10 protein-coding genes are annotated in these 14,447 nt (G+C 60.9%); 4 read left to right on the forward strand and 6 right to left on the reverse strand.

The window, feature by feature from the left end:
• Window positions 1-36 precede the first annotated feature (36 nt).
• The 4 genes from gmd to ACIQH5_RS06155 all read left to right on the forward strand — a co-directional run bounded on the left by gmd (window position 37) and on the right by ACIQH5_RS06155 (window position 4,439).
• The gene (gene gmd / locus ACIQH5_RS06140; RefSeq protein WP_400401217.1) at window positions 37-1,074 is read left to right on the forward strand and encodes a GDP-mannose 4,6-dehydratase; all 1,038 of its coding nucleotides are present in this window, start codon (window positions 37-39) and stop codon (window positions 1,072-1,074) included.
• A complete protein-coding gene (locus ACIQH5_RS06145; protein ID WP_400401219.1) occupies window positions 1,071-2,036 on the forward strand; it encodes a GDP-L-fucose synthase family protein in 966 nt (321 codons plus the stop codon). The genes gmd and ACIQH5_RS06145 overlap by 4 nt, the downstream gene beginning before the upstream one ends.
• Before the next feature lie 3 nt (window positions 2,037-2,039).
• A complete protein-coding gene (locus ACIQH5_RS06150; protein ID WP_400401221.1) occupies window positions 2,040-2,990 on the forward strand; it encodes a nucleotidyltransferase family protein in 951 nt (316 codons plus the stop codon).
• 69 nt (window positions 2,991-3,059) lie between these two features.
• On the forward strand, window positions 3,060-4,439 hold the full coding sequence (locus ACIQH5_RS06155; RefSeq protein ID WP_400401222.1) for a UDP-glucose dehydrogenase family protein: 1,380 nt from the start codon (window positions 3,060-3,062) through the stop codon (window positions 4,437-4,439).
• A gap of 21 nt (window positions 4,440-4,460) precedes the next feature.
• Here the strand turns inward: ACIQH5_RS06155 and ACIQH5_RS06160 are convergent, their stop codons facing one another.
• The 6 genes from ACIQH5_RS06160 to ACIQH5_RS06185 all read right to left on the reverse strand — a co-directional run bounded on the left by ACIQH5_RS06160 (window position 4,461) and on the right by ACIQH5_RS06185 (window position 14,380).
• Entirely contained in the window at window positions 4,461-5,024 is a 564-nt protein-coding gene (locus tag ACIQH5_RS06160) for a hypothetical protein (RefSeq protein WP_400401224.1), read from the reverse strand.
• Window positions 5,025-5,125: 101 nt separating this feature from the next.
• On the reverse strand, window positions 5,126-7,696 hold the full coding sequence (locus ACIQH5_RS06165) for a LuxR C-terminal-related transcriptional regulator (protein WP_400401226.1): 2,571 nt from the start codon (window positions 7,694-7,696) through the stop codon (window positions 5,126-5,128).
• A gap of 318 nt (window positions 7,697-8,014) precedes the next feature.
• A complete protein-coding gene (locus ACIQH5_RS06170; RefSeq protein WP_400401228.1) occupies window positions 8,015-8,989 on the reverse strand; it encodes an acyl-CoA thioesterase in 975 nt (324 codons plus the stop codon).
• 61 nt (window positions 8,990-9,050) lie between these two features.
• Window positions 9,051-9,614 carry a hypothetical protein gene (locus tag ACIQH5_RS06175; RefSeq protein WP_400401230.1) on the reverse strand — a complete coding sequence of 188 codons (564 nt, stop codon included), beginning with the start codon at window positions 9,612-9,614 and terminating at the stop codon, window positions 9,051-9,053.
• Window positions 9,611-9,943: a PEP-utilizing enzyme gene (locus tag ACIQH5_RS06180; protein WP_400401232.1), complete on the reverse strand. Its 333-nt coding sequence runs from the start codon at window positions 9,941-9,943 to the stop codon at window positions 9,611-9,613. Before ACIQH5_RS06180 ends, ACIQH5_RS06175 begins: the two co-directional genes overlap by 4 nt.
• Window positions 9,944-10,018: 75 nt before the next feature.
• Window positions 10,019-14,380, reverse strand: coding sequence for an SGNH/GDSL hydrolase family protein (locus ACIQH5_RS06185; protein WP_400401234.1), 4,362 nt, complete (start codon window positions 14,378-14,380; stop codon window positions 10,019-10,021).
• Window positions 14,381-14,447: the final 67 nt, after the last annotated feature.

Consider the following 14,447-nt stretch of genomic DNA (forward strand, 5'->3'; position numbering starts at 1 on the left):
TTGCCTCATTTATCTGTACGAAGAGAAGGAAAAACCTTGGCCAAGAAAGCGCTAATCACAGGAATCACAGGGCAGGACGGCTCCTATCTTGCCGAACTCTTGCTCTCCAAAGGCTATGAGGTGCACGGCCTGATCCGCCGCTCTTCGACCTTTAACACGTCCCGCATCGACCACTTGTACGTGGACCCGCATAACAGCAAAGCACGCCTCTTCCTTCATTATGGCGACCTTTCCGACGGCGCGCGGCTGGTCACGCTGCTGGCTGACATCCGTCCCGACGAGGTCTATAACCTGGGGGCCCAGTCCCACGTCAGGGTTTCCTTCGACGAGCCGGAGCACACGGGCAATACGACGGGAATTGGCACAACCCGGCTTCTGGAAGCTGTGCGCATGGCTGGAATCGAAACCCGCTTTTACCAAGCGTCCTCGTCTGAGATGTTCGGCGCTACCCCGCCGCCGCAGGATGAGGCTACTCCCTTCTATCCCCGTTCTCCCTACGGTGCGGCCAAGGTTTACAGCTACTGGATGACCAAGAACTATCGGGAGGCCTACGGCATGTTTGCCGTCAACGGCATCCTTTTCAACCACGAATCCCCCCGCCGTGGCGAGACGTTCGTGACTCGCAAAATCACGCGTGCTGTCGCGGCCATAAAGGCTGGAAAACAGTCAGAGCTGTACATGGGTAACCTGCAGGCTGTCCGCGACTGGGGTTATGCCGCAGAGTACGTCGAGGGCATGTGGCGCATGCTTCAGGTGGATGAGGCTGATGACTATGTCCTTGCCACAAGCGAGGGCTTTACCGTCAAGGACTTTCTTGAGAACGCGTTTGAACATGCCGGTTTGAACTGGGAAGACTACGTGCGTTTTGATGAGCGTTACCTTCGCCCTACAGAGGTTGAAGCACTCATTGGCGACTATTCGAAGGCCAAGGAAAAGCTGGACTGGGAACCGACCATCAAGACACCTGAGCTGGCTCGTCTCATGGTGGACGCCGACATGGAGGCCTTGCAGCATGGGGGAAACCCCTGGATCGATACTGTTGATCTGCAAACCTGGAAGGCTCTTGCTCGATGACAGCCTTCACGGCGGGACGGCTTGACCGATCGTCGCCCTTCTACGTCGCAGGGCACGGAGGCTTGGTGGGATCCGCGCTGTGGCGGAAACTCGCGGCAGAGGGCTTCACGAACATGATTGGGCGAACGTCCAAGGAACTGGACCTCAAGGACCGCCCGGCTGTATTCGCGTTCTTCGAAAAGGAAAGGCCCCGGTACGTGGCACTGGCTGCGGCCAAGGTTGGCGGCATTCTGGCGAACAAGGCGTACCCGGTGGATTTCCTCAGCGAAAATACCCGGATCCAAGTAAACGTGATGGATGCAGCGCAGGAACACGGGGTGGAACGGCTGCTGTTCTTGGGTTCATCCTGCATCTACCCCAAGCTGGCGCCCCAGCCCCTCAAGGAGGAGTACCTCCTCACAGGGCCGTTGGAGGAGACCAACGAGGCATACGCAATCGCCAAAATCGCGGGAATCAAGCAGGTTCAAGCTGTCCGTCAGCAGTACGGGTTGCCTTGGATTTCAGCCATGCCTACCAACCTGTATGGGCCCGGGGATAACTTTTCGGCCAATGGATCCCACGTTTTGCCGGCCCTGATCCGCCGCCTGGATGAGGCCCGGGCCCGGGACGATAAGTCGGTAACCAACTGGGGGACGGGTGCACCTCGCCGCGAGTTTCTTCACGTGGACGATTTGGCTGACGCTTGCTTGCATCTCCTGGAAAACTACGACGGTCCCCAACACGTGAATGTTGGCGTTGGGTCAGACATGACTATCAAAGAGCTCGCCAGCCTGGTTGCCGCCACCGTCGGCTATCAGGGCGCACTTGCGTGGGACACGACGAAACCCGATGGCACGCCCCGCAAGCTCATGGACGTGGAAAAGTTGGAGTCGCTGGGCTGGACCGCCCGCATTTCCTTGAAGGACGGAATCGAGTCCACGTACGCCTGGTTCAGGGAGAACCGGAACGGACTTAGGGACTAGCTTGTGGCTCCGGTCCATCTCCTGCTGGCGGCCATGAGGCCGCCGGCCCAGGCAGCTCCAGCGGGAGAAGTCCTCAGGATCAATGAGTCGATTCTGCTGTCCGCTGCGCTGGTTTCCCATATTGCGGCCGAGTGCAACATCCGGGTGCTGCTCATCAAGGGTCCAGCGGCGACCTTAGTAGGCGCCCGTCCCGTCAGGCCATCGCTTGACCTGGACGTCCTCCTCCAGCGCTCGGATTTGAAGGCTCTGCTGAATGCACTTGAACAGAGGGGGTGGGAGGCGAGGATCCATGAAGTCTCCGAAGCTTTCCCCGAACACTCCACCACTCTCATCAACCCGGGCTGGCCCACCGACATTGATGTTCATTGGCGGTTTCCGGGGTTCTACGAGGACGAGTCTGCGGTGTTTGATCGTCTTTGGACTGCCAGGCAAAGCATAGAGCTCGGCGGCCGTCCGGTGTGGACGCTTTCGCGCAACGACGCCCTTCTTGTCACGCTCCTGCATGCATTGCGAAGTCCCGCCAGGGGTGTCCTCCATGATGACGTCTCATTCTGCATGGGGGAGATCACGGCATCCCCACAGGAGCACTATGACAGGGCCTTGGAACTGGGGGCGATAGGTCCCTTGGGGCCCTTGTTTGCGATGGTGCCGGAGACCCGGGCATTCGATGTTGGTGAGCCGCCTTTTGATTGGGTTCTTCGGACGACTGCGCAAAGGTCTGCCACGCTCCGTCTCTTCCATCTCATGGAGATCCCCTGGTCCAGGAAACCGGCAGCGCTGTGGCAAGCCCTGGTTCCCTCACGGGAATCGATCAGTTGGCATGACCTGGAACTTCGCGACATGAACCACTGGCAGCAAACCTCTTTCAGGCTCCGCCGACTCTGGCGGAGTGTGACCGAAGGTGTCCAAACCCTGAGGGAAGTACGGGAGATTCGTGCCCGCATCCAGAAGTAGTTGGACGCTTTCGGCCTTGAGGGCCTTCACAGTTTTGATCATTTTTGTCACTCCGAAAAGCGAGGACTCATGCGTATTACCGTCATAGGCACCGGTTACTTAGGTGCTACCCACGCCGCCTGTATGGCTGAACTCGGCTTTGAGGTTCTTGGACTCGATATAGACCCCGCGAGGGTCGCGTCGCTTTCAGAAGGGCTGTTGCCGTTCCACGAGCCCGGCCTGCCCGAACTTCTGAGGAAGCATGTGAAGAGCGGACGCCTTCGCTTCACCACGTCGTACCAGGAAGTGGGAGCCTGGGGTGATGTGCACTTCATCGGTGTGGGAACTCCCCAGCGGGCTGGTGAAGGTGCCGCTGACATGTCCTTTGTGGACGCCGCCACTATTTCGCTCGCCCGGAACATCACCAAAGATGCCCTCATTGTAGGCAAGTCAACGGTCCCGGTGGGAACCACGAGGCGTCTCAAAACGCTTGTTCGTGACAACAAGCGCCCCGGCGTCGCAGTGAATCTTGCCTGGAACCCTGAGTTCCTGAGGGAGGGCTTCGCCGTCGTGGACACCTTGACGCCGGACCGCCTGGTTATTGGTGTGGAATCGCCCGAGGACGAGGTGGTGCTGCGGGAGGTGTATGCGACGGCCCTTGAAAGTGGCGTGCCTCTGATCAGCACCGACTTTGAGACCGCTGAACTGGTCAAGGTCGCTGCAAATGCTTTCCTCGCTACAAAGATCTCTTTCATCAATGCCTTCTCCGAGGTAACCGAGGTTATTGGGGGAGATATCCGTACTCTGGCGGACGCCATCGGCTTGGATGCGCGGATTGGGCGCCGCTTCTTGAACGCAGGCATCGGCTTCGGCGGTGGGTGCCTGCCCAAGGATATTCGCGCCCTTCAGGCACGCGCAGCTGAACTTGGCGTGGATCGCAGTATGCGGTTCCTCGATGAGATGGACGGTATCAATCTGAGGCGTCGGGAGCGCGCAGTGGACTTGGCCCGTGAGATGCTTGGTTCGCTTTCGCAAAGCAGGATCGCCATTCTGGGCGTTGCGTTCAAGCCCAACAGCGACGATGTCCGTGATTCGCCGGCCCTGGACATCGCCAATAGGCTGTTCGACGAAGGCGCGGAAGTATGGATCTATGACCCGGCAGGAAACGCCAATGCCTCCCGGCGGTCCCCGCAACATACGTACGTGGCATCCACCGAGGAAGCAGTAAAGAATGCCGACCTCATCCTGATCCTCACCGAGTGGGACGAGTTCAAAGCCCTGACACCGGAGGGTCTTTCCGCGCAAACGGGATCGCGGAAGATCATCGATGGGCGGAACATACTGGAGGCCCAGGTGTGGGAAGACTCAGGATGGTCCCTTGGCTCGCTCGGCAGACGCTACGTGGCGAATCAGGCAGGCGGCAGGCCGTCCAGTGAGCGCCTTCAGCTGAGTTCCGGCCCCTCCCTTTAGGGTGGGCTGGGCTACAACCGATTACCTCGACGGCGCCGCTTGCCTCACGGTGGCCCGGTACCGGCGGCTCACTGCCGTGCGACTGGCCTGCGGGGGGATTCCGAGTTTTCGCCGGACGGATGCCAGCTGGTTACGCAGGGTCGAGTCGGCAATGCCCAGCCGCTTCGCCACCTCAACCCGGGGCAGTTCCTCGTCATTGAGGAAATAGGCATCGGCTGCTATTTCCTCAGCAGTGGTGAGGGGGATGTAGCTCCGGCCGGAAGCAGGATCAAACGGCAAGTGTGTTCCGTCGGCGGCAATGCTCTTGACCGCGGTCAGCAGGACGGGGAGCGTGGCTGTTTCAGGTACGTAGCCCCGTACGCCCAGATCCATCAGACGCAGGACGCGGGAGCTATGGAGCACGCCACCGTAGACAAGCACTCTGTAACTGTCACGGACCAGGTCCACCACGTCGTTTTCAAGCTCAGGCAACGTCCCATCCACTACCGCTACGTTGCCCGCCGGCACGGTGCGCAACGTGTTGGTGGCCCAATGGATAAGGGCCGTGAATTGCCTATGCCTGCTGACAACTAGTACTTGGGGCAATTCTGTGTCTCCTGTCTTGGCGGATCAACTGTTCATGACTTTGCAGTCCGGGAAACGCCGGGCCGAACGGCCGGGCACACCGAAAGCTGCTCGCTGCGGCGTTACGAGTTGGCTTGCGAAGCTTCCAAGGCGCCTGAGGCCAAAGAGTTGGGCGCATTGCGAATGAGATCGGCGAGTTGTTTTCGGGTGGTCGTATCGGTTTTTCGCAGAGCATTGGAGATGTGGCTCTCCACAGTCCGGATGCTGATGCCGAACTGCTCGGCGATGTCCTGGTTGCTCTGCTGCCCGGCGACCAAGGCAACTTCAACCTCCCTCAACGTCAAGGAAGAACCGGGAGGCTCCGACCTGAAATCGAGCAACGTTCCCACCACGCCGAAGCGCACAACGAAATCCTTGGCGGCCCTTCTGATCTCACTCGCAACGGCTGGCTCGCCGCTGAGCTGGCACCGCTGTTCTGCCCCGCGTAGAACCATGGACACTTGGAACGTGTCTCCGTCCAGCACGTAGGTGTCCAGCAAATGACGCAGGCGTGGAAGGTCCATCTCAATGGCGGCACCCGCCACTGCCAACAGCTGATCGTGGACTGTTATGCCGCGGTCCTCGAGAATCCCTTGAAGGAGCCCCCGGACGCGCGGGCCGGGGAGGAGCCCCAGGGCGAAGAGCCCCGTATGCACGGCTTCGAAGACAAAACCCCGGGCAAGGGACTTTTCGATGATTCGGCTGGCTCGCTCGTCGAAGGCCTTGGCGCTCGCGGGGCGGCTGGCGGCGAGATCGTGCAAACCCGTTCCGAAACCCGGGAACGGCCCATTCTCCGTTCCGCTGGAACCGTCCGTCACTCCTAAGGAAGTAGCTGGAACCGCGTCCCGAAGCGAGGAGAGGCGCAGCATGGCCACGTGCAACGACTCCACCAGGAATCCCGGTTTTCCCAGGGAAAAGGCGCGCCCCATGAGATATTCGGCCTCGTCAAACAGGCCGTGATGAAGGAGGGAAAGCGCGGCTACGTAACTCTGACTGACGAAGGCGAACTGATCCACGTTCTGTAAAGCCTTCTCCCGGAACTCAAGTGCCATGACAAGAGCCGCTTCCTCCCGGCCGCTGGAGAGCATTGCCATTCCGCGGATGAAGGACTCGAAAGGCGGGTAACCGGTTGCTCCCTCGGAGGAGTCCGCTGCATGTTGCGCCTTCTCGGGGTTGAGACGGTAAAGCTCCAGCAGTCCCTTGATGGTTGGGGTGATGCCGCTTTGCGAGCCATGCTTAAGGGAATCAACAAACGAGTGATCCTTGTTGCCGGGGATGCTGCCGTGGGAAGTGCGAAGAAATGCCGTGACCGCTTCGGCTTCATCCCGCAGGCCGGGTCTCTCGGAAGCCAGAGCCTGCATTGTCGCAATCGCACCGGGCAGGTTCTCCTCATGGGAGAACTGCCACCAGGCCAAGGACATATTGAACAAGAAGAGATCTTCTGATTCACCGTGGTCGGAGTCGGTTTGACGCAGAACCTCCTGGATCCGATGGGGATTGGCGGGGGCTCCCCAATAGACCCTCAGGAGCGCCACAGCATTGGACAGGCTGCGATCGCTGTGCCACTTTTGGTAGCACGACTCTTCAAGGGCGTCGCGGCGCTGCTGGAAGTATCGGGTAGCAGCCGCGTGGTTGCTGCCCATTTCCGTGCGAAGAACGGAAAGCGAAGCCGACAACATGTCGTCGGTGGCTGGCGGCGCGGGGTGATCGCCCGGTTCTGCAATGACATGGTCTGTTACTGCGCTCTGGAGAATTCTCCGGGAGCTTAGCGTGTGGGCTCGAAGGTAGTCATCCACAATTGGCGGGAAGACAGCGGCCAGAAGGGTTCCATGTGAACCTTGAATTACCGAGATCAACCCGTTGTATTCAAGGTTGTCGAGGATGTCCTCACCAACAGTTGCGACCAAGCGGTCAACGGGGCTGGGACCCAGAAGCGACATCTTGTTAAGTGCCCGGACTTCCTCTGGCCGCAAACCTTGGAGCAAGGCTTCCACTGTCCCGTTGAGATGCTCGTTCATTAACATTGGGCTGTTCATGCACCATAAGCCGTCCCTGAGAACCACGCGCCCACTGAGTGCCGAGGTCTGGATGATTCGGACCGCCAACCGCAAATTACCGCCGGATTTGGTGAGGACGTTCGCAACCACATTCACTTCAGCCGGATGACCAAGGGTTTCGGTGATGAGTTTGCCGATTTGTTCATATTCCAGTGGTGCAAGGGAAACCGTTGCTTCGGGAATGCTGCCCAAGTAACCGGAGCTCCTGGGCTGGAACGGCCGGTCATTCATGGTGGTAATCAGCGGAACATTGCGCCTTCTCCGCAGCACATCCACTACTGCCAGTGACTCCCGGTCCAGGTTTTCGAGATCGTCGATCGCTATGAGATGCGCCCCGCTCCTGGCCATCTGGACCGAGAGGAGGTCCACGATGCCGAGAATTCCGATGGTCCTGGAACGAAGATCCAAGCCGAGCGATAGAACGCCCGCAAAAGGCACAGCAGCAAGAGCCGGCGCAGCGAACATGCTGTAGACCGTGGCGCCATCCTCTTCCAGTTTCGCAACGACGCTCTTGAGGAGACTGGTTCGGCCGCTGCCGGGTGCGCCGACGATTCTCACGCCTAGACCTTTGGCGACGTAGTCCAGGACACTCTTCATCTTCCGCTGATACAACTGCTGACCCCTTATGGAAGCGGCTGATGGACCACTTGACGCTGCCAAGAGCCTTGCTTCTGTTAGACCTACCTGTTTGTCCGAGAGTCATCGAAGAAGGGAAAATGCCGACCCCTTCAACAAACGGAAGCGGGGTGCTGGCATGCCACCGCCCCATTCCCGTGTTACTCAAGTCTCAAGTGCACCCATGACTTGATTCGTGTCGAGGAACGGTGATGCTCCCTAGTACTTGTGAATGGCTGTTGGAGGCACGGCGAAGCAGCCCCGGCAGCTGGGCGAGGCAGTGAGAAGGTAGAAGCCGGCCTAGCTTCCGGTGAGGTTCTGGAGATGATCCGGCAGCCGGTTGCCCGGGGCGCGGCCACGGATTTCCAGCAGCTCGCGGGCATGTGCATGCAACTTCTTGTCCTCGTCAGACACTGGTTCCCAGGCGGGGACGGGAACGGCCGTCCCCGTTTCATCGCGCGCCACCATCACCGTGAGGCAGTACGTGGTGAGGTTCATGACCTTGGTTTTAGGGTCACCCGAGCGGACGTGAACCGCGATGTGCATGCCCTTGGCGCCGGTGTAGACGAGGCGTGCCTCTACTTCTACGACGTGTCCGATCAGCAAGGGCCGGTAGAAGCGGACACCGCCGGAAAACACGGCCACCGTGTCCTTGCCGCAGTAGCGGGAGGCGCAAACGTAGGCGGCTTCGTCGATCCACTTCATCACAATGCCACCGTGGACCTTGCCGCCCCAGTTCACATCAGTGGGGGACGCCATAAACCGCAGGACGACGCGCTCGGCGGTCCCGGCGTCGGTGTATTCCTGGGCGTTCATCGCGTTGACGATCTGTTCACGTACCTCGATCCGAGCCAAGGCGTGGTCCCGCTGCTCCATCTCCGCAGGCGTGGATGGTTCAAATTGCGGTACGGGAATCGGCTTGCCGTCCGGGCCGACGGCAACGAAGATCACCATGCACTGGCTGTGCATGGTCTCCGGGCCGCCTTTTGGATCCCGGGAACTGACCACGGTGTGGATGTGCATGGAGGAGCGCCCTGTGTAAACGATGGTGGAGGTCACTTCCACCATGTCGCCGCTGTTGACGGGATCCGTGAAGTGGATGTTGCCGACGTATGCGGTGACACAATACGACTTGGACCAGCCAACTGCTGCTGCGTACGCTGCTTTATCCACCCACTCAAGGACGGTACCGGCGTCGACGGACCCGCTGTGTCCTACGTCCATGGGGGCCGCCAGGAAGCGGAGGGTCACTGAATTGGCAGCATCATCGCTCATGGTGGCAGTTTACTGTTGCCAGGTTTCTGTTACGTGACGAAGTCCGACGGCGGCGGTGTGCCTACCCGCGCTGGATGCCGAGGGTGGCGATGAGATCCTCATGGAGTTCGAACCAGACCCGGTGGAAGGAGTCGCGGTCGGTGGCCGTGAGCCACGCCGTGTCCTGGACAGCGTGCTTGAGTGCGCCCAGCAGACGATCGGAGTAGCCATCGAAACGGGGCAGTATTCCGGATAGCTGCGCTTCGAGTGGGCGCCACGATGCCAGAGCACCTATCAGGACATCCATGGCCTCGTCGCCGGGCGAGGTCCGCAGTTGGAAGGCGCTGCAGGCATCCACTACGCCGGTGTTGATGTCCCCGAAGTCGTCGTGGACGGCCATCACGGAGATCCGCGCGCCGGCACTATCCAGTTCCTCGGCCAGCAGTCGCTGGTTTTCAGCCCTCCCAAGACTCGACAGGGACCATCCGCTGGTCCCCGCAAAGGTGCTGTGCGAAACGAAGCCGTTCACCCCGGCGTCGATGAGCTGGGACTCCACCACGCCGGGGTCTTGCGAGAAGCGGGCGGCCACCGAACGTGTGTCAGCGAAACCAAGGAGTCGGACGGCATGCAGGGTAAGGAGTGTCATGTGGAACTCACGAGGGTGACGGTTCCCAAGGACCCGTCGATGAGCAACGGCCCTCCGTCAGTCAGCAGGCCCAGCGCATCCCGAACACCCAGGACGGCGGGGATCCCGAACTCACGCGCAACAATTGCGGCGTGGGACAACATGCCGCCGGTTTCCGTGACTACCGCTGACGCCATTCCGAAGAGCGGCGTCCAAGCGGGGTCGGTAGTGCGGCAGACCAACACATCGCCGGATTGGAATCGAGCGAACTCGTCAGGACCGTTGATGAGTCGTGCTGTGCCATGCGCGGTGCCGGTGCTGGCACCGACTCCGGTGAGGATGGTGGTCATCTGGCTATTTGTACCACCTCAAGCGCCGCCCCCGCACCAACAAGTACAGAGGCGGCGCTCACCATGGAGGAGGTGCTACTTACTTCCCGTATATGCAATATTCGGAATAGAAGGCGCATCCATGCCCACGCCGATATAGAAGCCCGGGTGTGGCGGCTGGTTGTAGGCGATGTTCTCGCGTGCAACCGAGAGACGGTACACGGGATCGTGCATCAGGGTACGGAGCCGAACATCAGTGCCGGACGTGGTGGTGTAGATCCGGAGTTCCGTGCTGTCCGCGGAACGCCAGGCAATTTCTTCCCGCCAGTCGCCCAACAGATCGGCCTGGATAGCCGGGTTCCCCTTGGTGCTGTTGTTGGTCAAGGCACCGGTGGCCGTCAGCAGGCGATCGCTGCTTTGGGTGTTCCAGTTCCATTTGCTGATGCTCGGTGTCCCACTGTTGCTTGCAACATCCCAGTCGTGGTCCACGATCTCGCGGAGCAGGTCGCCGTCCCACCACGCCAGGAAGTTTGCTGCCGGGATGTTGGTGGAGAGCAACTCACCCTTGGCCGAGCGAAGTTCGCCTACCGGGGAGTTCCACGCAGCGTCGCCGCCTACGGCCCACCCTTCAGCACCCAGATAGCGCGGGTCAATATCGCCCGAGGCCCCACGGCCGGTGTCCCTTGCCGCCGGGATGCTCCAGAGCACTTCCCCGGTGGCGGAGTCGCGGAAGGTTGCGCCGAGATTTCCACTCGAGCCCATGTCCTCGTGAACTGCAAAGGTTTCCAGGCCCGGACGGGAAGGATCCAAATCGCTGGTGTGGATGGCATCCCCATGGCCGAGGCCGGTGGTGTAGAGCGGCTGGCCATTGTCATCGATGGTCATGGAGCCGAAGATGAATTCGTCCTTGCCGTCGGCATCCACGTCAGCCACGGACAGGTTATGGTTGCCCATGCTCCGGTACTGCTCGCCGGAAACGTCGGAGTCGAACACCCAACGCTTCACGATTTTGCCACCCACCAGGTCATAGGTGGCCAGGACTGCGCGGGTGTAGTAACCGCGGCTGAACATCATGGACGGGTGCTCGCCGTCGAGGTACGCAACGGCGCCGAGGAAACGGTCCACGCGGTTGCCGTACGTGTCACCCCAGGCGCCAACGTCACCGCGCGGCGGGTCATAAGCCACGGTGTCCATGATGGTCCCTGTCTGCCCATGGAAGACAGTCAGGAATTCCGGGCCGGTGAGGACATAACCGCTGCTGTTGCGATGGTCGGCATTGGCATTGCCAATCACGGTACCGGCAGCATCCCGGGTTCCATCGGCGGTCTTCATGGCCACTTCAGCCTTGCCGTCGCCGTCGAAATCGTAGGCCAGAACCTGTGTGTAGTGGGCGCCGGCGCGGATGTTCTGGCCGAGGTTGATGCGCCAGAGTTTGGTGCCTTCCATGGTGTAGGCGTCCACATAAACGGTGCCCGTGTACCCGGCCTGGGAGTTGTCCTTGGAGTTGGACGGTGACCACATCTGGATGATCTCGTACCGGCCATCACCGTCAACGTCGGCTACCGTGGCGTCGCCGGCCGAGTAGCTGTAGGGCTGCCCGTCCTTGGTGTAGTCGTCGGCCGGCTTGTCCAGTTTGATAGACAGGTAGTCCTGGGCCAGCGGGCTGAACTCCTTGGTCTCCTTCTCGCCGCTGCTGCCGCCGCCGGCTACCTTGATGACGTACTTGGAGTTCGCGGTGCCGGTGGCGTCCAGGTAGCTGGTGCTGTTGGTGATGGGTGATGATGTGATCTTTTTGCCGTCGCGGAAGACGTTGAAGCCGATCTTGTCCTCATCGAGGCCAAGCATGCGCCAGCCGATGCGGATTCCCTCTGCTGTTGGAATCGCGACAGGTGCCCGGTCCAGCTTCTCCATCTGACGGTCCAGGACCACCACGTCTTCGGTTCCCACGGTTTCAGACGGAGCCGATTCTCCCCCGGCGTTCAGGGCCGTGACCCGGTAGTAGTACTTGATGGTGGTCAGGACGGTGGTGTCGGTGAACTTCTTGTCGTCGGTTTTACCTACGTAGGTGAATGCCCCGTCAGCTGCCGTTGAGCGGTAGACAAGGTACGCCGTCGAGCCCTTAACTTCGCCCCACTGAAGCGAGACGCTGGTCTTTTCCACCTTCTTGGTTTTCAGCTTTCCAGGTGCTGCGGGCACTGCGGTTGCGGGGTCGATCAGCGGCACGTCCAAGGTGTTGGACGGGACGGACTCCAGGCCTGTGCGGTCTACGGCAGTGACGTAGTACTTGTAGGGCAGGCCTGCCGTGGCGGTGGCGTCCGAATATGCCGGTTCGGCAATGTTTTCCGCGATCAGCTGCGCGGACGTCTCGAAGGGTGCCTGACGGAAGACACGGTAACTGGCGGCGTCGCCAACAGCGTCCCAGGAAAGTCCGACGACGGGCGGCTGGGCGGCTGCGTCAACGGACGTGATTTTGAGGTTGCTTGGGCCCACCAGGAGCGGGGTGACCTCCAGCCCGTTGAGGCGCTGACCGGATCCGCTGATGCTCAGGTTGAGTTGACCGTCCGTTACCAGGACCTCGTTGATGACCTTGGTGGCGGACGCGGCTTTGCCGGAGGTGACAGTGCCGAAGCCCTTGCCTTCTACAGCGATGTCAGTCCGCGTGGAGCCGATCCAGTCGCTGTGGTACGTCTTCAGGGCGTAGGTGCCGTTGGGGACGTCCAGCTGAAATTCGAAGCTGGCACCGCTGAGGACGAAGTCCCGGAGCAGGTTGGTGGTGGTTGCGCCGCGGTCGCGGTCGCTGAGGACCGTGATGTCCTTGAAACCGAAACCTCGCTCGGCGGAGTAGGCCATGGTGCGGTTGACTTCGGTGTAGCCAGCTTCCACCGGGGCGCCGACGGGTCCGAAGTCGAACTTGTACGTGGCTTGCTTGGTGGTCACCGCCAACGTATCGCTGTACTCGGACAGGCCCTTGCCGTTCATCGCAGCCACGCGCACGTCATATGCGGTGCCTTCGGCGAGGCCATTGAGGTTGGTGGTGGGAATGGTGGACGTGGTGGCGAGCTTGTAGGCGCTGTCCGGTTCAGCAGCCAGTTTGCGGTAGATCTTATAGATGTCCGCTCCCTCCACCTGCTGCCACTTGAGCAGCGCTCCGGCATTGGAGACACTGCCGGCCACCAGGCCTTGCGGCTTGGCAGGAACGTTCGACGGCGGCGTGACCTCCTGGACGCGCGAGGCCAGCGGAACGTTGAGCTGCTTCATGCCGCCGGCGAGGAGGCGGGCGATCTGGATGGCGCCGTATTCCTGGAAGTGGGTGTCATCAGCGGTGCCGCTCGGACGTCCTGGGTACACGCCGGCGTCGACATGGAGGAAGACCGATTTGGTTTCTTCCGGTCCGATTGCGTCGTAGTAGCCGCGGCTGAGGGCCGAGAGATCGATCAGTGCAACGTTCTCCTCCCCGGCGAGTTCCTTCATTTTGTCCACGTATTCGGGGAAGCTGACGCGGAACGTGCCGGTAGCTGCATCGAAGTCCCGGCGTCCCACAGGAGTGACCAGGATGGGGGTGGCCCCGCGTTGGCGGGCGCCATGCACGTAGCTGCGGAGGTATTCCTTGTAGTCGGCAGGCGATGCGTAGCGGTCATCGACGCCGATGGTTGCATCATTGTGGCCGAACTGGACCATGAGGTAGTCGCCGGGGTTGATGACACGGAGGATCTCGTCCAGCCGGCCTTGGCTGATGAAGTTCTTGGAGCTGCGGCCGCCGATCGCGTGGTTGTAGACGGCAACCTTGTCGTCCAGATAGCGGTCGATCATCTGGCCCCAACCCGCCTGTGGGGCGTAGCCGGGATCGTACGTCTGCACGGTGGAGTCGCCGGCCAGGTAGACGCCAGGGTCCGTTGTTGCCGTCCGTGGAGCGCGGGCTGAGATGACCAGCGAGTTGATTTTGGCGGCGGTTCCGGTGATGTCCATGTTGAGCTGGCCGTCCACCAGTGAGATGGGGAATTCCATCTCCAGGAACTGGCCGGCCGGCTTGTCGGTGGCCTGGACTTTGGCCATTTTCTCGGCCGTGATGGCGATGTTGGTGGCTTCCGTTGCGTCCCCTGCGATGAGCTTCACTGTGTAGTCGCCATTGGGAAGGTCCACTTGAAAGGAGCTGCCCTGGGCTTGGACGAAGTCGCTGCGCAGGGCATCCGGGGTGCCCCTGTCAGCCCCGGAGGTGACTGCTGTGTCCGTGAAACCGAACTTCGTGGCGGCGGTATAGGCGCTGCCTGCGTTCACTTGCGTGTACCCGTCGGCCACGACGCCAGGGCCGAAGTCGAACTTGTAGCCGCTTCCGGCTGGGGGGAGTGACGTCTGGGCGTGAGCTGCAGGAAGCCCGGTGAAGGCCAGTGCCATTGAGGCGACGGCGGCAGTCAGGGCTGCGGTGCCCGTCCTGGCCGCGCGTTGAGGGGGGTGTTTCACGAACATCTCCTTTGATGACGCATGGGGGTGAGTACCAACCACACTGTCGGACTTTGTATCGTTTCAT

This window comes from Paenarthrobacter sp. NPDC091711 (assembly GCF_044756605.1).
GTDB lineage: Bacteria > Actinomycetota > Actinomycetes > Actinomycetales > Micrococcaceae > Arthrobacter.